Source organism: Bowmanella sp. JS7-9 (genome assembly GCF_004329715.1).
Taxonomy (GTDB): domain Bacteria; phylum Pseudomonadota; class Gammaproteobacteria; order Enterobacterales; family Alteromonadaceae; genus Pseudobowmanella; species Pseudobowmanella zhangzhouensis.
Genome location: NZ_JXSY01000025.1, coordinates 14,701 through 34,236 on the forward strand (window position 1 = coordinate 14,701; position 19,536 = coordinate 34,236).

The 19,536-nt window shown below is 48.0% G+C and carries 15 protein-coding genes; 9 read left to right on the forward strand and 6 right to left on the reverse strand.

Annotated elements, in window-relative coordinates:
* Positions 1–26: 26 nt before the first annotated feature.
* The 3 genes from TK45_RS14445 to TK45_RS14455 are packed head-to-tail and all read left to right on the forward strand — an operon-like array spanning position 27 to position 2,639.
* The gene (locus TK45_RS14445; protein WP_131259557.1) at positions 27–353 is read left to right on the forward strand and encodes a DUF1820 family protein; all 327 of its coding nucleotides are present in this window, start codon (positions 27–29) and stop codon (positions 351–353) included.
* Positions 354–395: 42 nt separating this feature from the next.
* Positions 396–2,129 (forward strand): DUF885 family protein, encoded by a 1,734-nt coding sequence (locus TK45_RS14450; RefSeq protein WP_131259558.1) that lies wholly within the window; start codon positions 396–398, stop codon positions 2,127–2,129.
* Positions 2,130–2,141: 12 nt separating this feature from the next.
* Entirely contained in the window at positions 2,142–2,639 is a 498-nt protein-coding gene (locus TK45_RS14455) for a hypothetical protein (protein WP_131259559.1), read from the forward strand.
* Here TK45_RS14455 and TK45_RS14460 read toward each other — a convergent pair.
* Positions 2,632–3,093: an EVE domain-containing protein gene (locus TK45_RS14460; RefSeq protein ID WP_131259560.1), complete on the reverse strand. Its 462-nt coding sequence runs from the start codon at positions 3,091–3,093 to the stop codon at positions 2,632–2,634. The genes TK45_RS14455 and TK45_RS14460 overlap by 8 nt on opposite strands.
* Positions 3,094–3,247: 154 nt before the next feature.
* On the opposite strand from TK45_RS14460, the gene imuA reads away from it, so the two are divergent.
* The 3 genes from imuA to TK45_RS14475 are packed head-to-tail and all read left to right on the forward strand — an operon-like array spanning position 3,248 to position 8,407.
* Positions 3,248–3,919 (forward strand): translesion DNA synthesis-associated protein ImuA, encoded by a 672-nt coding sequence (gene imuA, locus TK45_RS14465; protein ID WP_254426634.1) that lies wholly within the window; start codon positions 3,248–3,250, stop codon positions 3,917–3,919.
* 13 nt (positions 3,920–3,932) lie between these two features.
* Positions 3,933–5,336 (forward strand): DNA polymerase Y family protein, encoded by a 1,404-nt coding sequence (locus TK45_RS14470; RefSeq protein ID WP_131259562.1) that lies wholly within the window; start codon positions 3,933–3,935, stop codon positions 5,334–5,336.
* Positions 5,336–8,407, forward strand: coding sequence for an error-prone DNA polymerase (locus TK45_RS14475; protein ID WP_131259563.1), 3,072 nt, complete (start codon positions 5,336–5,338; stop codon positions 8,405–8,407). The genes TK45_RS14470 and TK45_RS14475 overlap by 1 nt, the downstream gene beginning before the upstream one ends.
* On the opposite strand, the gene TK45_RS14480 is transcribed toward TK45_RS14475, so the two are convergent.
* Complete coding sequence (locus tag TK45_RS14480) at positions 8,404–11,328, reverse strand: right-handed parallel beta-helix repeat-containing protein (RefSeq protein ID WP_131259564.1); 2,925 nt, start codon at positions 11,326–11,328, stop codon at positions 8,404–8,406. The genes TK45_RS14475 and TK45_RS14480 overlap by 4 nt on opposite strands.
* Before the next feature lie 176 nt (positions 11,329–11,504).
* Here TK45_RS14480 and TK45_RS14485 point away from each other — a divergent pair, with 176 nt between their 5' ends.
* From TK45_RS14485 to TK45_RS14495, 3 genes are all read left to right on the forward strand, one after another.
* Positions 11,505–13,973 (forward strand): M1 family metallopeptidase, encoded by a 2,469-nt coding sequence (locus tag TK45_RS14485; RefSeq protein ID WP_131259565.1) that lies wholly within the window; start codon positions 11,505–11,507, stop codon positions 13,971–13,973.
* Positions 13,973–14,473 (forward strand): DUF6702 family protein, encoded by a 501-nt coding sequence (locus tag TK45_RS14490; protein WP_254426635.1) that lies wholly within the window; start codon positions 13,973–13,975, stop codon positions 14,471–14,473. The genes TK45_RS14485 and TK45_RS14490 overlap by 1 nt, the downstream gene beginning before the upstream one ends.
* A gap of 83 nt (positions 14,474–14,556) precedes the next feature.
* Positions 14,557–15,237 carry a hypothetical protein gene (locus TK45_RS14495; RefSeq protein WP_131259566.1) on the forward strand — a complete coding sequence of 227 codons (681 nt, stop codon included), beginning with the start codon at positions 14,557–14,559 and terminating at the stop codon, positions 15,235–15,237.
* Positions 15,238–15,324: 87 nt separating this feature from the next.
* Here TK45_RS14495 and TK45_RS14500 read toward each other — a convergent pair whose 3' ends face one another.
* From TK45_RS14500 to TK45_RS14515, 4 genes are read right to left on the reverse strand one after another with little or no spacing between them, the layout of a single operon-like run.
* Positions 15,325–17,430: a YjbH domain-containing protein gene (locus tag TK45_RS14500; protein ID WP_131259567.1), complete on the reverse strand. Its 2,106-nt coding sequence runs from the start codon at positions 17,428–17,430 to the stop codon at positions 15,325–15,327.
* A complete protein-coding gene (locus tag TK45_RS14505; protein ID WP_131259568.1) occupies positions 17,427–18,158 on the reverse strand; it encodes a capsule biosynthesis GfcC family protein in 732 nt (243 codons plus the stop codon). Before TK45_RS14505 ends, TK45_RS14500 begins: the two co-directional genes overlap by 4 nt.
* Complete coding sequence (locus TK45_RS14510) at positions 18,148–18,822, reverse strand: YjbF family lipoprotein (RefSeq protein ID WP_131259569.1); 675 nt, start codon at positions 18,820–18,822, stop codon at positions 18,148–18,150. Before TK45_RS14510 ends, TK45_RS14505 begins: the two co-directional genes overlap by 11 nt.
* A 58-nt stretch (positions 18,823–18,880) precedes the next feature.
* Complete coding sequence (locus TK45_RS14515) at positions 18,881–19,213, reverse strand: hypothetical protein (RefSeq protein WP_131259570.1); 333 nt, start codon at positions 19,211–19,213, stop codon at positions 18,881–18,883.
* Positions 19,214–19,536: the final 323 nt, after the last annotated feature.

The following is a 19,536-nucleotide window of genomic DNA, read 5'->3' on the forward strand; positions in this document are numbered from 1 at the left end:
GTGTTTTAGTTCATTTATGTTGTTGTATGTCTGCCAAAAACAAACCCCTGTTTAAAATCCAATTTATCAGCAACGGCGAACGTTACGAGCTGTATGTGCGTGATCTGAGCCAAGCCAGTCTGTTTGGTTTTATAGAAATCGGTGATTTTGTGTGGGACACCCATACATCCTTAGTGCTTGACCCCAGTCACGAAAAACTCAAAGATGAGTTCGCCAATGTCACCCGCACCTATATCCCCATGCATAATGTGTTGCGAATCGATGAAGTGGAAAAGCAAGGCACGGCCAAAATCAGCGTATTAAGTGATAAGGTCACCGCATTTCCTACTCCGATTTATACACCCAAGGGATAAGATGGCGCAGGCGCTGCCCTGCCAAAGACCAAAGGAGTTGAGATGAAAAAAATAATAACCCTGTGTGCCAGTCTATTCTTGCTGGCTCAAGCCCATGCCAACCCTGCCTTTGAACAATTACTGGATGATATCTGGCAATTTGAACTTCGCACTGACCCTATCAATGCGACCCGCCACGGGGTGAAAGGGTTTGAAGACAAGTTACGTGATCTGTCGGCAGCCACATTACAAAGCCAGTACGAGGCCAGACTGACTTTACGGGCTCGTCTGCTGCAGGTGGATGACAATATGCTGAGTGAAGACGAGCGTATCAGTAAAACCATCCAGTTACGTGAACTGAACAATGCCATTGATGAATACCGTTTTCACGCGCATTTCGTCCCGCTGACCTCGGAATACGGCTTTCATAATGAACTGGCATTTTTACCGTCAAGCAGCCCACTGCATACGGTGGAAGATTACCGCCACTATCTGACACGCCTGACCCACATCCCGCGTTTTATTCAGCAAAACATTGACTGGATGAAACAAGGTATCGCGGCGGGCATGACCCAGCCACAGGCGGTTCTGGCGGGCTATGAAGACAGCATCAGTGCCTTCGTGCACACCGATGCAAAAGACAGTGTGTTCTATCAGCCGTTTATTTCACTGGATAAGTTTCCTGCCGACACCGCACAGCAGCTGCGTGAGCAGGCGCAAAACGTGATTAAACAGCAGGTCATGCCGGCCTATCAGCAGTATTACGACTTTTTCACCACACAGTATTACCCGGCCGCCAAGCAAGATATTGCAGCCGCCAATTGGCCAGAGGGTAAGGCCTATTATCAAAACCGTATCAAGCACTACACCACTACGGATCTGGACGCAGAGGCCATTCACCAGATTGGCTTAAATGAAGTCAAACGCATTCGTGGTGAAATGCAGACGGTATTGGACAGCCTGAACTTCGATGGAGATATCAACGCCTTCATCGCATTTTTACGCACCGATCCGCAGTTCTATGCCAAAAGTGCTGATGAGCTGATGCGCTATGCCGCCTATTTATCCAAGCGCATCGATGCCCGTTTGCCTAAGTTATTTTATAAACTGCCGCGTACCCCATATGGTGTTGCGCCGGTACCCGACAGCATTGCCCCCAAGTACACGACTGGCCGCTATATTGATCCCAGCCGCGATGATGAGCCTGGTTACTACTGGGTGAATACCTATGCGCTGGACAAACGCCCGCTATATGCACTGCCTGCGCTAACTCTGCACGAAGCGGTACCTGGCCACCATTTACAGACCTCCTTAGCCCGTGAAATGGACGGATTGCCGCCGATTCGTCGTTACAGTTATATCTCTGCCTTTGGCGAAGGCTGGGGTCTGTATTCTGAATATCTGGGCAAGGAAGTCGGCTTCTATGAGTCAGCCTATGATGAATTTGGCCGCCTGAGCTATGAAATGTGGCGAGCCTGTCGCCTGGTAGTAGATACCGGTATGCATATGATGGGCTGGAGCCGTCAGCAGGCACTGGATTACATGCTGGAAAATACCGCCTTGTCGGAACACAACATTCGTACTGAGGTCGACCGCTATATTTCCTGGCCGGCACAGGCGCTGTCTTACAAGATGGGTGAAATCACCATCAAGGAATTACGCCGTAAAGCCGAAGCCGAACTAGGCGACAAATTCGACTTACGCGCTTTCCATGATGCGGTACTGGCACATGGTTCGATTCCGCTGGATGAGTTGCGCCGTCAGGTGGATAAATTTATCCGCCAGCACAAAGCCTGATGGCGGACTGATATGGTTCTGTTATCTGCATTATTGGCCATGAGTGTGGTGTTTGGCCTGGTGTTCTATCAACGCACGCAAACCTTGCAGCGTGAGAATGCGTTATTGCAGGGGCATATCAGTCATACCCGCCACGCCAGCAAAGAATCGCTGCGGGTATTACGGGCCAGCATGACAGAACTACAAAACCAACTGCTCAGTCAGCTCTCGCAAACGCAGTTACGTGGGGTGTTGAGTGAGCATGAATATCACACACTGGACTTTTTGCTCAGCCACTTATGTGATGTGGTGGTGTTATGCACCGAGAAACAGTTACCGGTTTCGCAGGCATTGCAGTTAATTGGCAAAAAACAGCAGGCCAATCTCAGCAGCCTGCAGTTATTTGTGCAAAAGCAATCGGCGGATGTGGTCTCGGCCTGGCAATTAAATCAGGTGCCGGCGTTTATTAGCGTCTGTGTCAAACTCAGCCGCTTTAAGGCCCACATACCGGCGCAGGCGCAGGCTAGTTAGCTGCGTCACACAACAACTGCCATTCCTGCGCGACCACCGGCATTATCGATAAGCGGTGGCCTTTTTTCACGACCCCAAGTTGCTCAATACCGGGCAGGCTTTTAATCTTATCCAGGCTCAATACCCGATTGAATTTACTCACGAATTTCACATCAACCATAAACCAGCGCGGGTTATCTGCGCTGGCTTTCGGATCATAATAATCTGACTCAGGATTGAATTGGGTAGGATCCGGATACCCGCTTTTCACCACCTCAGCAATCCCGGCAATACCAATCTGCTTGCAGCTACTGTGGTAAATAAACACCTTATCTCCGACCTGCACCTCATCGCGCAGGAAGTTTCGTGCCTGATAATTACGCACCCCTTCCCAACTGGCGGTTTGCTCTGGTGCCTTGGCCAAATCATTGATACCAAACACATCGGGTTCAGATTTAAATAACCAGTATTGCATTTCATCTACTCTTTTCTTGCTTGCCTACAGTGTACACAGTCATACAAAAAACTTTTATTTTTCTGCTAGTTAAATCAATCAAATGGATTTTGTAAACGCACCTGATTGCATCTGTGCACAACCACAATATACTGTATATATGAACAGCATATTAATGCATTTAAAAAACCGCCGGTTAATCTGGCAGGGACATCAATCCAGCGATGATCAAAAGCATCACTGGCACAGTGGTTTTGAGCCATTAGATGAGTTACTGCATGGCGGCTGGCCTAACGATGGCGTGGTGTTACTGCAAAGCGATTGCGGTATCGGCGAGCTACGCCTGCTGTTGCCAGCCTTACAGCAACGTCAGCAGCAACAGCAACGCTTACTGGCACTGATTGCCCCACCCTATCAGCTAAATGGCGAACCATTGGCCGCCTGTGGCCTGGATCTAAGCCAGATTTTACTTATTCAGCCAGCCACCAGCCAGCAGGCTTTATGGAGTGCCGAACAGTGTTTAAAAAGCGGTTGTTGCTATGCCGCCTTGCTCTGGCATGACGCGCTGGAGATCCCACAACTGAAACGCTTGCAGCTCGCTGCCCAGCAAGGTCAGGCAGTGCAGTTTATTCTGCGTCAGTCATCCGCCTTGCTCAACGCACTCCCTCTGCAATTGAGCTTGCAGTTACAGGCACAACCACAAGGAATTGGCGTAACCGTGCACAAACAGCGCGGGCAGCGCAGCGGCCGGCAAACCATGGTTAATATGCAGCGCCACTGGCCACAATTGTGTATGCCGCAACCTGCCAATAACGTGGTGCGACTTCATCAGCAAAAGGCTGGTTAACGCGGCGGCATCTATGACTCAGTTGTGGCTTTATCTGCATTTTTATCAATTGCAGCTGGATAAACTGTTTGTCACCGATAACTCGCAAGCTGTCGCCATCGTCGATCCCCGCCAGCACCAGATTGTGCAACGCAACGAGCAAGCCAGTCAGCACGGTATCGAAGTGGGTATGGGGCTCGCCACAGCCGCCTTGTTACATCAGGATATTCAGGTAATAGCCTACAACAACGAACAGGAACAACAGGCGCTGCAGGAAATCGCCAGCTGGCTGTATTTATCCACTTCAGATATCAGCTTATATCCGCCCCAAGGCTTACTGTTACGGGTGCATCCGATGCTGATGATGTATCAGGGGCTGGATAATTACTGGCTGGCTATCGAGCAGCAATTGGCCCGACTGAACATTCACTACCACTATGCCAGCGGACCTTCGCCACTGGCTGCACGTATGTTGGCGATAAACGCGCACAACCAGTTATGCGCTGATAAACAGCAAGCAATGCAGATTTTGTATGAGTATCCGTTAAGCCGCAGTGAACTCACGGCAAAACAGCAGGAAAAACTGGCGCGGGTCGGCATACGTACCCTGCAAGATTTAATAAGGTTGCCACTGGCAGATATCGCCAGGCGTTTCGATATTGATCTGGTGAACTATATTGGCCGTCTGCGTGGTGAACTGCAACATCCACAAACTTTTTACCTGCCACCAGCACGCTTTGAGCAACAACTGCCGTTGCTGTATGAAATTGAGCAGACCCAGTATTTACAAAGACCACTGCAACACCTGTTCACTCAGTTAGAGCAGTTCTTACGCTGGCGCGACTGCTATTGTACCGAGCTGGAACTGCAACTGATACAACGGGATAACGCCCCGGTCATCCTGTCAGTACATAGTGCACAGGGGGATTATCTGGCCGCCACATGGCAAAAACTCACTGCTTTACGGCTGGAAAATATTCAGCTCACTGCACCTGTCACCGATCTCAAACTGAAGGCCCTGCACATCACCTCTAAAGGCAGTGAAGTGAGTGATCTATTCGATGGTCGTCAGGGCGTGATGCGTCCCCTGCAGCTACTGTCACTATTGCAAGCCAAATTAGGTCGGGAAGCGGTGTCCAGCCCGGCTGTGGCGGACGATTTTCGCCCGGAGCGCGCCTGTACCTATCTACCCGCCCTGCAACAGGCCGACTTACCAGCGCAATTGCATAGTCAGCGCCCCATATTGTTATTACCCAAGCCGCAACCTCTGACAGACAAAGTGCAGGTAATGTATGGCCCGGAGCGGATCTGTAGCGGATGGTGGGATGAGCAGCCCATATTACGCGACTATTTTATTGCCCGTAGCCCAGATGGCCGCTGGTGCTGGATCTACCGCCAGGCTGATCAGCGTTGGTTCTTACAGGGGTATTTTGCCTGATGGCCTATGCCGAGCTGTTCTGTCAGAGTAACTTTTCTTTTTTACAGGGCGCCTCACACCCCGAGGAATTGGTGCGCCAGGCCTATTTTCATGGCTACCGGGCGCTGGCCATTACCGACGAATGCTCGGTAGCTGGTGTGGTACGTGCTTATACCGAGATAAAACAAAATCAGTTAGATATTCAGCTGATCGTGGGCAGTTATTTTCAGCTGAGTGAATTACAGATCGTGCTGCTGTGTCCTAATCGACAGGCCTATGCCGAGCTATGCCGCATCATCACCAATGCCAGAAGGCGGTGTAAAAAAGGTGAGTACCAACTTACTGAATGGGATTTAAAAACCATTAAGCACTGCCTGGTGCTATGGTTGCCCATCATGCAGGACAGTGACCATCAATGGGCACGCTGGCTCACCAAACATCATGGCGAACGTTGCTGGCTGGCGGTGCAGCGGCATTTATCCACCCATGACCAGCGTTATCTGAACTACTGCCGGCATTTGGCCGAGCAACACCATCTCCCTGTAACCTGCTGTGGTGCGGTATTGATGCATCATAACCAACGCCTGCCGTTACAGCATGTGCTAAGCGCCATCGGCGCAGGCATGCCAGTACATGCAATGGGTCGAAAACTGCTGCCCAATGGCGAACGCAGCCTGCGTCCGGTGAGCAAAGTACATAAGTTATTTCCGCCCGACTGGATTGCGCAAACCCTGATGATTGCAACGCGCTGTCAGTTTCAGCTCAGTGAATTACGTTATCAGTATCCGGCAGAGCTGGTTCCTCAGGGTAAAACCGCGAGTGAGTACCTGCGTGAACTGGTTGAACTGGGTATTTTACGTCGCTTTGGTGGCGAGCCCGACGCGCCTATCCGCGCCATTATCGAAAAAGAGCTGCAACTGATTGGCGAACAACAGTACGAGTATTTCTTTCTGACCATCTATGACATCGTGCAGTTTGCCAAACAGCGCGACATTTTATATCAGGGCCGCGGCTCGGCAGCCAATTCGGTGGTGTGTTATTGCTTGGAGATCACCGCCGTCGATCCCCGTCAAATCAACGTATTGTTTGAACGGTTTATCTCCAAGGAGCGGGATGAGCCACCGGATATTGATGTGGACTTTGAGCATCAACGTCGCGAAGAAATCATCCAGTATATCTATCAAAAATATGGCCGTGAGCGTACCGCACTGGCAGCCACCGTGATCTGCTATCGCTTTAAAAGTGCGGTGCGGGAAGTGGGTAAGGCACTGGGAATTAATCTCACCGAACTGGAATTTTTCATTAAAAATGTGAACCGCCGCGATCGTGCGCAGCCATGGCAGGCACAAATTGCCGGTTTAGGCTTAGATCCCAGCAGCCCGCAGGGACAGCGTTTTATTCAACTGGTCAGCGAAATCATCGGTTTTCCCCGCCATTTGTCTCAGCATGTGGGGGGCTTTGTGATTTCCGCCGGCCCACTATATGAACTGGTACCGGTAGAAAATGCCGCGATGCCGCAGCGCACGGTAATCCAATGGGATAAAGACGATTTGGAAAGCCTGCAATTGCTCAAAGTCGACATCCTCGCGTTGGGTATGCTCAGTGCCATTCGCCGTGCCCTGCAACTTATCGAGCGACATTATGGGCACTACTGGCAGCTGGCCGATATTACCCGTTTGGGCGATGACCGGCAGGTGTATCAAATGGTACAGCGCGCCGATACCGTCGGCGTTTTTCAGATTGAATCACGGGCACAAATGAGCATGCTGCCGCGTTTAAAACCGGCCAGTTACTATGATTTAGTCATTCAGATTGCCATTGTACGGCCCGGTCCGATTCAGGGTGACATGGTGCATCCGTTCCTACGTCGCCGGGAAGGCCATGAAGCGGTGGAATATCCTTCGGAAGAAGTGAAAAGTGTGCTGGCGCGTACCATGGGCGTGCCCATATTTCAGGAGCAGGTCATTCAACTGGCGATGGTCGCTGCCGGCTTTAGCGGCGGTGAGGCCGATCAGCTACGCCGGGCGATGGCCAGCTGGAAGAAAAATGGCAAGCTACTGCAATTTAAAACCAAGCTGACAGAAGGCATGCGTCAGCGCGGATACAACGCTGACTTTGCCGAGCGCATCTTTAATCAAATCCTCGGTTTTGGCGAATATGGCTTCCCGGAATCCCATTCCGCCTCATTTGCCGTACTGGCTTATGTATCCGCCTGGCTGAAACATTACTATCCGGCCGCGTTTTATTGTGCGTTGCTAAATAGCTGGCCGATGGGCTTTTACTCCCCCTCACAACTGGTACAGGATGCCCGCCGTCATGGCATAACCATCCTGCCGGTATGTATCAATCACTCTGGGTACGAGCACGCCATGTGTTTCCACCAGCAACGTTGGGCGATTCGCCTCGGTTTAACACAAATCAAAGGGTTGCATGCCAGCAGCGCCGAGCTGATTGAAAGGCAGCGCCCATCTACCGGTTATCAGCATATCCGCCAGATTCAGGCATTGGGGCTAAACCGCCAGCAGCTCGAGGCCCTGGCCAGTGCCAATGCCCTGGCGAGCTTAAGCGGCGATCGCTTTGCCACCCGCTGGACACTGATGGATCAGGAGCCCAGCCTGCCGCTGTTGGCCGACTTACCAGCTCATCACAGCCCGCTGCCCCATCAACCCAATCAGTGGGACACCCTGATTGAAGATATCAACAGTACCGGCCTTACCCTGCACCAGCACCCGGTTCGCCTGTTGCGCGACGCCGGATTATTGCCCAAATTTATCACCGCTGGCGAACTAACCAGCGTGGCACATAAAAGTGTGGTGAGCGTGTGCGGTATAGTAAGCGGGCGTCAAAGCCCGGGCACCGCCAGTGGTGTTACCTTTGTGACATTGGAAGACGACACAGGCAACGTGAATGTGGTGGTATGGCTGGCGGTGGCGCGGGCGCAAAAACAGGCGTTGCTTAAAGCCCGCATACTCTTTATCAAAGGCATTCTGGAACGCGGCGATGGCGGAGTTGTCCACGTCATCGCCGGACAGTTGCAGGATAAAAGCGCATTACTGGCTCAGTTACACGCTACATCCCGCGATTTTCATTAGCGAATATAAAATACGTGAGTCAGTGTCCAGTCACCCCAGCCATAATCAGACTCACGGCGCACCTTCCACGTATATGTACCGACGCCCAACTCTTCGGGAGGCATCACACCACACAGCCAGTTTTCATCACAGACGCTTTGAGCATCGGTAAGCCTATTATCCAACAACTCATACCAATGTTTATTGTTTACCCCACCGTCCGGATGGAAACGATAGAGCAACACCCGATAGGTTTTATCGGTGTATTTACCTTGCCAACTTAACATTGGGTTTTGATACACCACACTGCCGGATGCAAATAAGGTTTCAACCGACGCTAAAGTACAACTGGAATCAATATCACTATTGGTGGTATTCGGTCCTAGGGTGCACTTATCCAGATAATTCATGTCCACCCCACATGCCGATTCGGGGCATTGCACATCTGACGTACATACTTGTCCGCCGGTTAAGCATCTCCCCACCTGCATAACCTTTTCAAACGGACTGGAAATCGCCAAATGAGCGAAGGTTGAGACGGCATTCAGCCCGATCTTGTTCCCAGCCGTATGACCCTCTTCTGCTCGTAAACAGTCAGCTAAACTGCGAGGTGCCGTTTGGGTGATATCTGCCGTCAGTTCGGACATACAAGACTGCATACGTTCATCCGCGAAACTAATGCCCTGTGATTCACTGCCAGTGTTTAACGAGCACGCTAACTCAGGTAAAGACGCCTCTGAGACATGGCTCACCTCCTTAACAACACTATCTCCCCCCACGGCATTATTGCCACCGATACATAATCCAGCAGCACCGTTATACAGATAACCTTGTTCTTCATCGAGTTGATATCCACCAACACTGAGCAAACGGAAGCTATCCATATCACGCCATTTAATGCCTTCGATCAGGTTGTTCACCATACTGTTACTGTTACCCGCATAGGCTGCACTGCGCTTTTCAGCCGCACAAGGAAGCAAATCTCCCGCTGCTGTGACACAATTTTTACGATGCCCACCAACATGAGCAAAACCTCCGCTGCGCTGACCCTCTTCTCCTATGCGCATATCAGCAAATAGGTTGTTTGCCACCAGGCAATGTTCACACCCTGGCAAATGCACTATTACCTGACCAGACACACTCACCACGGCGTTATTTTGCACAATTAAATCGAGTGCTCCGTTTGCTTTCGCTGGCGCGCCACCTAAGGAGAAAATGCCGTTTTCACTGTGATGGACATTAAACAGCAGATTATCTTCAATACGATTACGCCAGGACGCATTCTTACTCATCACGCCTGAAGGCAATTGACCGACACCATGAGTGATTACGCTATCGTGAATCGTATTGCCACGCACCAACCAGTCATCTCCGCCGGTAATATCGACTCCTTCCTCACCGAAGTAGCGAATGTCGTTGTGCTCTATCAGCACCTGTTGGGCATTAAAATAATAAAAATCGTTACACAGATCCGGAATCGGTAAAGTCCCCCCCATGGCGTCCAGGGCGTGCCGACCAACAATCTCTGCACAATACTTTTGCATAGACTGGGCCGGTTCAAAGATACAATCGTCTGCGACGCAATATTCATCACCGGTCGAATCGGATGCCTGTTGCATGTGCAAGCGATCAACCGATTCATCACCGCTTTGCCAGAAAAAGTATTGTGGATCCAAAGCAGCGACATCTATGACGCCCTCATCGCAACCAGGTGGCAGAATTAACTGGCCAACCGTTGGTGCAGTACCGCTTTGACAGAAATTCACCAAGTCTGTAAATCTGGCATTCATAGAGCCAGCCTGATTAATTTGGCTTGTCCGGGCACATGCATTCGGTGCGCGCTGATCCCAGGGTTCAGGACCAACCCCTTTCACTGCATCTTTGTAGCTACCGAAGATGGAGGAATATCGCAAGGCTATATGATCGGTTTCAATGGTCATTCCATACTGGGCTGCTTCAATAGCCAGGCCTTCAAACACCAGGTAGTCTGACTCACTATCATTGAAACCAATTTGCTCCGGCGAAAAGCCTTCTTCCTCCATCAATTGCGCCAGATCACCACATACATTGCCGGTGGAACGTAAATGAATCGTATGACCGACACCCGTAACAGCCAGCGATACATCTGCGCAAGATTGAATTTGCGCAGTTTTTTCAACTCTTACCAATGTACTGCCTGAGCCGCTACCTTGTGAAGCTGGGCATTCGCCAACAGAACCCGCGTCTCCATTGTGCCAAACCTGCACGTAGTATCCTGCTGAATTGACGCGCACGGGATCAGCCAGATCCAACGCTAACAAAGCATCCACACCTGCCGGGCTATTAACAACACCACAACCTTCACCAAACAAGCGCATCATCGGCATGACGTCATCTATGCCACGCATATTAGTTGTTACACCGTTAAAACTTGTATCGTCGCCGCTTATTCCTTGATGTTCACAGACTAAGGTTCGCTCATCTTCATACAGACTTTGCCAATCACTGGTTGCAACGAACGGCGTAATGGTAACGGGTACAGCAGGTATCTGAGGCGATTGCGGATCAAATTCGGCGTGCCTAAATACAATAGGATTATCCTTATCCGCATTAGTCGAAAAACGGGACAGGCCATGGGTACCGCCGGGCGTAAGGTATTTTCCCGGGGCAATAAGCACAATTTCTCCTGGCTGCGCAAATTCTGCAGCCTGCTGAACTGAACACCAAGGCGATTCAAGTGTGCCATTTCCCAGCTGCGCGCAGGACGCCAATTGCTGGCGTGAATTTATTTCGCCGCAACGTTGCGTGCTGATGCCGTATGAGACTTCACAGTGTAAAGCGTTGGCATCCAGATAGCGGAAATTCCCTGAATAATTGGGAGGATTGAATTGATAGGCATGTACTGCTGAAGAAGCCCAAAGGAGCCCTAACACTACGCTACTTGCCAAGCGAATTTTGATCATAAATATCCTTTATATTTCTTATTATTCCTCTCGGAGTATCGACAATGAAATCAGAAACTTGGATAAAACATTTCAATCTCCAAAGCGACGTATAACTGCGACAAGTGACAGGACGTGACGCGAGAAATTTAATATCATCGGGCGATTAAAAATTTCACAAACAACAAGGCGAACACATGAAGCTAACAGCAGTCAGACTTACAGCCGCAATATGTGCTGTCACTGCGTTAAGCGCGAGCGCAGCTATCAAGCAAACCAAAGGGGATTTTGAAGATAAATTCCGCCAATTGGATGAGAGCCTGCCAACCGCTAACGTATACCGCACTGCAGGCGGTGAACCCGGCCATGCATACTGGCAACAACAGGTAGACTACAAAATCAAGGTGGCACTGGACGAACAGAAACGTCGTCTACAGGCCAGCCAGTCAATTGCCTATAAAAACAATTCACCTGATAGCTTGCGCTTCCTGTGGATTCAGTTGGATCAGAATAAATTCCGCGCTGACTCCATGTCTGCCATGACCGAGGACTTCGGTGGCTTGGGCAATCGTGGCCCGGGTGGTCAGAAAGCCGGTGGCAGCGATCCGGCTAAAATCAGTTTAGCCGCGCTGCGTCGTCAACATTGGATTGATGATCATGAAGTCGGTTACGACATTCAGAAAGTCACCGATGGTAACGGCAATAAATTGCATTATGTGATTGTTGGCACCCTGATGCGTATCGATCTGGCGGAGCCACTGAAGCCGGGTAAATCCACTGATCTGAATATCAATTTCGCCTTTAACATCGTTGAAGAAGATGCCGTCTCGGCCCGCGCCGGTTATGAGCACTTCAAAGACGAAGGTGAAAACGGCAACGATATTTTCCTGCTGGCACAATGGTTCCCTCGTCTGGCGGCCTATACAGACTACGAAGGCTGGACCAACAAAGAATTCTTGGGTCGTGGTGAGTTCACTCTGGAATTCGGTAACTATGACGTAGAGATTACCGTTCCGGCTGATCACATCGTATCCGCGACAGGCGCCCTGCAAAATGCAAAAGATGTGCTGACCGCAGAGCAGCGTAAACGTTTGAAAGAAGCGGAAAGTGCTAAACGTCCGGTATTTATCGTGACAGAAGAAGAGGCACTGGAAAACGAAAAAGAAGGCACCAGCAAAACTAAAACCTGGCGCTTTAAAGCTGACAAAGTTCGCGACTTTGCCTGGGCTTCATCACGCAAATTTATGTGGGATGCCAAAGGCTACAAGCAAGGTGGTAAAGACCAGCCATTAGTCATGGCCATGTCTTTCTATCCGAAAGAAGGTGGCGACTTATGGAAAAAGTACTCCACCGAGGCCGTCGTACACACGCTGGAAGTCTATTCTCGTTTCTCATTTGATTATCCATACCCTGTCGCCCAGTCAGTTAACGGCCCGGTTGGCGGAATGGAATATCCGATGATTACCTTTAATGGCCCACGCACTGAATTGCAGGATGACGGCACCCGTACTTACTCGCTTAGCGAAAAACGTTTCCTGCTTGGCGTGGTCATTCATGAAATCGGTCACATCTACTTCCCAATGGTGGTCAACTCTGACGAACGTCAGTGGACCTGGATGGATGAAGGTCTGAACAGCTTTCTGGATGGTGTTGCCGGTCGTGAATGGGATCCAACCATTCCTTGGGGCGTAGAGCCACGTGATATTACTGGCTATATGAAATCCAGCTCTCAGGTACCCATCATGACTCAATCGGACAGCGTGCTGCATTTAGGCCCGAACGCCTATACCAAGCCAGCTGCTGCACTGAACATTCTGCGTGAGACAATTCTGGGTCGTGAACTATTCGATTTCGCATTCAAAGAGTATGCGAATCGCTGGAAATATAAGCGCCCTACGCCAGCAGATTTTTTCCGCACCATGGAAGAAGCATCCGGCGTCGATCTTGACTGGTTCTGGCGTGGCTGGTTCTACACCACTGACCATGTGGATATTTCATTAGATCGCGTATATCAATTGCGTTTAGATACCGAAAATCCAGATATCGATTATCCACGTTTGCGTCAGGAAGAGTTGGACAAGCCACTGTCACTGACCGATCTGCGTAACAAAGAAGAAGGTAAGCAACTTTGGGTAGAGAAAAACCCGGATGTGCGCGACTTCTACGACGAAAATGATCGCTGGACGGTAACGAATAAAGAACGAAACAAGTACAACAGCTACCTAAAAGGTCTGAAAGACTGGGAGCGTGATGCACTGGAGCGTGCGGTACGTGAAGACAAGAACTACTATGTTCTGGATTTCAGCAACCTCGGCGGTTTGGTTATGCCAATTATTTTGCAGCTGACCTTCGAAGACGGCAGCAAAGAGGAAATGTATATTCCAGCCGAGATTTGGCGCCGCAACAGCAAAAACGTCAGCAAGCTGATTGTGACTGATAAAGGCAAAGTATTGCAGAGCGTACTGGTCGATCCGCACTGGGAAACGGCTGACGTGGACGTAGAAAACAACTACTACCCGCGCCGCATTATCCCATCGCGCATTGAGACGTATAAATCCAGCAAGTCCAGCAGCCTGGTTGGCCGCGACTTAATGCAGGATAGTAAAGCCAAACTCAAATCCGATGACGATAAAAAGGACGCGGATAAAGAGGAAGATAAACAGTAATGCGTAAGCTGTTTAACGGCTTAGTGGTAGGCCTGGCGTTAGCACTCAGTGCTGGCGCCAGCGCACACCAGCTAAAATCGGCGTTAACTAAGATGCTGTTTAATCAGCGTTCTGGCAACGTTGAAATTATGCATCGGTTTTACATCCACGATGCCGAACATGCCCTCAAGCAACTATTCAAAACCAATGCGGATCTCATTTCCGATCAGGATGCTCAGGCGCTGTTTGCCCATTATGTTGAACAGCGATTTTTCATCAGCAACCAGGAAACACTGATACCACTGAATCTGGTCGGCTATGAAATCGAAGGCAAGTTTCTGTGGGTTTATCAGGAAACACCCATCGATGAGGCGATAACCAGCCTGGATATCCGTAACAATGCGTTGCGTGAGATCTGGACCACTCAGGTTAATACCGTCAACATTGAAGGCATCGGCGATATAAAAACCCTGACTTTCGATGGCAACACCGAATCTCTGCAGGTGACTTTACACCCCTAACCATGCGATTTCTGCGAAAGGTTTTCATTTGCGGCTAAGGCGCGTAGTCTTAACCCATTGAGCACTGTTTCGCAGGAGCATGCATGCTATCAGCTGTTATCGCCGCCTCTCTGTGGCTTGCATCAGAACAAAGTCCACCGACAGTCACGCTCGGCGTACTCGTCTTTCCTCCAGAAGTAGTTATTAATCCCGACACCGGTGAATGTGAAGGCAACGCGATTAAGAAAGTCCGCGAGTTACTCACGCCTTTCATCGTACACACAGAGTGTGCGCCACCCGCAAGAATCTTCAAGATGATTGAGCACGGCGAAGTAGACTTAACTATCAATATTAAATCCACACCCGCGGTAAAAGACTTTGTTGAGTTTGTCGACCCTGCGTACCGCTACCTAACGCTCAATCTATACGGGCATCAGGGATTCGATACGCCGGGAACTGTCGCAGCGATCCGTGGCTTTGATTACCACGGCTATCGTACCAATCTTACTAACCAAGACTTTATCTTTGTTGACCTGCCAACCAGCATTGATGCGATTAGCATGTTTACGCGGCAACGAACTGACTATCTGTTGTCATATGAATCGCCTGCCAAAGCATTGCGCGCTTATTTTCCGGATGACACCCGCACCCAAACACTGATGAAAGTGCCAACACATCTGGCAATCAGTAAAGTTTCACCATACCGAATGCAACTGATTAAGCATTTGAACAACCTGTATCAGACCCAAAAATTTGAGACATTCGAACGCTACACAGTTGAGTAGCTCTTCAACTATCCGGGTTAGCTTTCCAATACCGCGTCTGCAGCAAAATAGACGAATAAAAAAGGCCACCGGATGGTGGCCTGAGTATCAGTTCATAAAACGCGATCGCTTTTCAGTCAGATCCAATAACTGAACAGGTCGCTGTAAAATCTGCCCCCCATCCCTTGCAATAGGGATCCACGGGAATTTTGCTTTACCTGTCGCCGGTCTGAAAACAAATAGGTCCACAGGTACCGTTATATAAAAGCCTTTAGTAAAACTGCCTTCCCCATATTCTTCTGCCGATACGTTTGTAAATGCAGCATATGCTCCAACGACGATGCCACTATCAAAGCGTTTTGCAAACTCAACCTGAACACCTTTATCCTTGGCTAGAAATTGGCCGGCTTTAATTGATATACGCGTATTACTTAACATATCCAGAGTAGGCTCATAGGTCACATTTACATGACCAGTAAACGCTTTGTAGTCAAACAACTCAAACTCACTTTCGTAAGAACGCTGAGTGACATAATTAAGATCTACACCGAATGACCAATTTGCATCAACGGGACGATAAAGCCACTCAGCACCCACGCCCGCGTACATAGACTCTAAATACCCCGCATAGACCTGCCCAAACGAATTCTCATCCATACGAAAAAATGAATGACCAAATAAATTTTCCAACGTGACTGTACTGCGGGTCACATATTCACGCATATTTGTTCTCACTCTGGGCAATGGAGTTGGCATTGTATCTAGCGTGTAATTAAACTTGTCAAAATTCTCCAGCAGGGTTGCTTTGGCTGTACCGATGACATTAAATTTTGAATTTAACGAGTAAACCCCCTGGATTAACACGCCTGCCTGGTAAAGATAAAACGCTTCCGGATTACCAAACGTCTGAATAAAGAAAGTTTCAACACTTCCCCCTAGTCCAGAACGATACGCTGGTGAGTAGCGATGAGATAGTCCATCGTCTACTCCCTTTCGTTCATACGTGTCATTTAACGTAAAGGCAAAAGTTTCACCGCCAGCGGCTTGTTTAAATTTGCCCGCATCAATCTCTGTGGTTATCAGCGGCACAGCGCCAGCAAGTTCAACGACTTGATATTTTTTAACGTTATCAGGCAGTTGACTGGCTAGCACACGGCCAATTCGTTCAATACTTTCATCTGGATCGCGATAATCTAACTGCGTTCCAAAAATCGCATATGTATCTGAATAGAATTGAGTACTCCTGACTGGGAAACCCGCATTGTTATTTAACTCAAGAAGTAATGTATTTTCATCAACCTCATCGAAACTGGCAATCTCATTGTAACGATTAACCTCTTTAGGTAACGGCTTAACTTTCGGAGTAGTCAATGTATTAAAATTGGTCTGATAACTGAAACCAAACGTAACGGTATTTCCACGCTCGAAACGCAGTGCAAAATCAAAACCTTTCCAGCGATAATTGGCGGCAATATTCCAACGACTATCCTGAGTTAAATCTGGGGCTCTATCATTTTGATAATGATTAGGGTCGTACTCTACACTAAATCGTAATGGTCGCCACGGAGACTGATATTCCAATCCGCCAAACCACGCGGCCTGCCCTGAAAAAAATTTGTCGAACTCTACCTTCCCACCAACTCCTGAAAAGCCGATGGGGCGAGTACAAAATCTATCTGCCAATTGGCAGAAAGGATTAACCGCATTGTCATTTTGACCTAAATATCCAAATCCTAATCCAAGATGTAAATCAAAATCGCCCCAGCGCTTGCTGAGCGTGAGGTATTCACTGCTAAAAACACCTGTACCACCAATATCCTTAAACCCTACAGAAAATTCTGGTAACCAATAATTTTCTTCCAACAGCCTGAATTTGACATCAATACCTTTATCCTTCCAGGTTTGATCGCCACTAAACGCTTCAGACTGGCTATATAGCAAATTTCTGACATCAGTATAACGTACGGTCGATTCCATCCAGGGAAACAATTGCAAACTAACCGACCAAAATCGATACTGATCATTGTCAGAATAATTGAGTGAAATGCTACCTTCTGGAGCCATCCTAGATGTAGGAGTTTGTATCAAACCTGTACCACCAAATACTGTCTGTGAGTACAGATTGCTATCTACATAATCTTCTGTTTGTGCGTACAGATTACTAGCATGCAAACCACTTAAAAAGGTCAGGCTAGCGACCAATCGATACTTCATTTTACAACCCTGTTTTTCAATAACTCGACCATAAGTTCATTGATTGTCTTTTCTATATCGCTAAACATTCGTTCCTTTAAAGGCACATACAAGATATCCCCCGGCATGGCCTGTTGAGAATGGGGATTCCAGTAGCCAACTCCCAGTTTCGATACAAGTCCACGCGAATCAATGCGCCACACCAAACTTTCATCAGCTAATGAGAATGTATCTGCGTACTGGGCAAGCACCGAAATAACGTCTTCATGTAATTTTGGTTCAATCATGCGTTCCGTCCCTGACCACCCAACAACCAAAATAGTTGGTTGTTCTGTCGGAACAGATAGCCAAAAACGACCTGCTGGTAAATAAGGGTTAGTCTCTCTGTTTAGAATATTGATAAACGGGTCGAATATAACCGGGAGTCTTCTGACCAATTGCCATTGTTTCACTGAATCTATAATTGATAAAACAACTTGACTATCCTGAGAGTCTAACGTTTCAGCATAGTTGTAAAGTAAAGTTAATAACGATTCTCTTGTCTTCTCAATTGTGCGGTCAGAATCTGCATACAACATAGATGAGGGCCAATACCAATTGGTGAACTCCATATATTGATTAGATATATGTTTGACCGGCACTGGGTTATTCAATGTAATTGGCACAGAAATTCGGTCAAATGCGCTCAGCACGTTAGAAATTAATAAGAAACTAAAAAAAATTACCACACGGAGAACATTATTGTTCATTGCTTAATTCCCTGAATAATTTACTTAAAAACGTAAATTTCAACGCGTTCTCTGTGCCACGAAAGTTTATTTCAGCTTGCAACAACACATGTCTCTGACAATCAAAACGATAGATATTAGAGTACGTAGAATTGGAATTTCTATCTTCAATGAATGCTCGTTCGGTAATAACTTCTTTTACCACCTTAACACAAAAGTTTTCCTTATTGATTTCGATGGTTGCCTGATAAGGAGCCTGCAAGTTCGAGGATATTTCCGTCCTGGAATCATCTTTCCAATGTAAATGCGCAATATATTCTTGAGCATCATTAAATGTAGGCAACGGATCCGGTGTTAAAGGTAACAAATATAGTAATTCTGGCCGAGTGCCATAGGTTTTGATAATTCGCCAACGGTCAAAAACAATCATGCGCTGTCGATCTTCTGTAGCTACAACTAATTTATCGTTATCTTCAAAAATTGTGCTCAATAAAATTTGCTTATTGGCATCTTCGACAAGCACTAAATCCTCTGACGAAGCACCAATTTGTTCCCAGGTTAATTGGACAGGCTCATATTCTTTAAGCGCCAATTGAAACGAATCTTTGAAGATTCGATAGGTATTTGAGCACCCACTTACAACTAAAATACATACGGTAAATAATGAGCTATATACAAAACGCATAAAAGTTCTACTAATAAAAAAGGCCGCTAGCTAGCGGCCCTTAAACGAGAAAATAAAATTAGTGTAATGTAACTACGGTCGCTGGATACGTGCTGATAACTGTTACTGGGATTGAAACAGTACCAGTACCACTGACCGTTACGGTAGTAGTTACCTGTGTGTTCACGCAAATGTTACCGTCTAAGGCGTCTCCGGCATTACACACTCTACGCTGAACATCCATAGAAGTTTGTTCGTCACTACCAGTAAACTGTGCGCCACCAACAACTGCAACTGTACTAGCCACAATAGCAGTTTCTAATGACAGACCGGTTCCCATAACACCTTCAGCTGCATGCGCGCTTCCTGCCATCGCTACAGTTAACAAGCTAGAAATAATTAACTTTTTCATCTTCGATCCTTGCGGTTAAAAAATATTCGCCAAGAATAATCCACCAATGCAGGTTTCGCAACTTGTTTATAGAAGTATTTTGTATAGTTGAATGCAGTGATTATCAAATATTCAGGATGATATACAGCTGGATTTAGGCAGCGAAAATCTCCATGGAAATAAACCAATCTTCAGGCAATATATGCTCGCAAACACCTCTAAGCACTAAATTGTAGGAGCAATTTAGGACGTCGTAGCCGGTTCGAAAGACATTTTACCGAGAGATAAAATGCAAAAAACCCAGCACAAGGCTGGGTTTTTCACGTTAATTGGGAGCCTGGCGG

What these genes read in the sequence shown, in the direction of transcription:
- TK45_RS14490 (WP_254426635.1), top strand. Translation starts at nt 13,973, where the DNA reads ATGCGTAAGCTGTTTAACGGCTTAGTGGTAGGCCTGGCGTTAGCACTC.
- TK45_RS14515 (WP_131259570.1), bottom strand. Translation starts at nt 19,213, where the DNA reads ATGAAAAAGTTAATTATTTCTAGCTTGTTAACTGTAGCGATGGCAGGA.
- TK45_RS14450 (WP_131259558.1), top strand. Translation starts at nt 396, where the DNA reads ATGAAAAAAATAATAACCCTGTGTGCCAGTCTATTCTTGCTGGCTCAA.
- TK45_RS14445 (WP_131259557.1), top strand. Translation starts at nt 27, where the DNA reads ATGTCTGCCAAAAACAAACCCCTGTTTAAAATCCAATTTATCAGCAAC.
- TK45_RS14495 (WP_131259566.1), top strand. Translation starts at nt 14,557, where the DNA reads ATGCTATCAGCTGTTATCGCCGCCTCTCTGTGGCTTGCATCAGAACAA.
- TK45_RS14455 (WP_131259559.1), top strand. Translation starts at nt 2,142, where the DNA reads ATGGTTCTGTTATCTGCATTATTGGCCATGAGTGTGGTGTTTGGCCTG.
- imuA (WP_254426634.1), top strand. Translation starts at nt 3,248, where the DNA reads ATGCATTTAAAAAACCGCCGGTTAATCTGGCAGGGACATCAATCCAGC.
- TK45_RS14485 (WP_131259565.1), top strand. Translation starts at nt 11,505, where the DNA reads ATGAAGCTAACAGCAGTCAGACTTACAGCCGCAATATGTGCTGTCACT.
- TK45_RS14475 (WP_131259563.1), top strand. Translation starts at nt 5,336, where the DNA reads ATGGCCTATGCCGAGCTGTTCTGTCAGAGTAACTTTTCTTTTTTACAG.
- TK45_RS14510 (WP_131259569.1), bottom strand. Translation starts at nt 18,822, where the DNA reads ATGCGTTTTGTATATAGCTCATTATTTACCGTATGTATTTTAGTTGTA.
- TK45_RS14460 (WP_131259560.1), bottom strand. Translation starts at nt 3,093, where the DNA reads ATGCAATACTGGTTATTTAAATCTGAACCCGATGTGTTTGGTATCAAT.
- TK45_RS14480 (WP_131259564.1), bottom strand. Translation starts at nt 11,328, where the DNA reads ATGATCAAAATTCGCTTGGCAAGTAGCGTAGTGTTAGGGCTCCTTTGG.
- TK45_RS14470 (WP_131259562.1), top strand. Translation starts at nt 3,933, where the DNA reads ATGACTCAGTTGTGGCTTTATCTGCATTTTTATCAATTGCAGCTGGAT.
- TK45_RS14505 (WP_131259568.1), bottom strand. Translation starts at nt 18,158, where the DNA reads ATGAACAATAATGTTCTCCGTGTGGTAATTTTTTTTAGTTTCTTATTA.
- TK45_RS14500 (WP_131259567.1), bottom strand. Translation starts at nt 17,430, where the DNA reads ATGAAGTATCGATTGGTCGCTAGCCTGACCTTTTTAAGTGGTTTGCAT.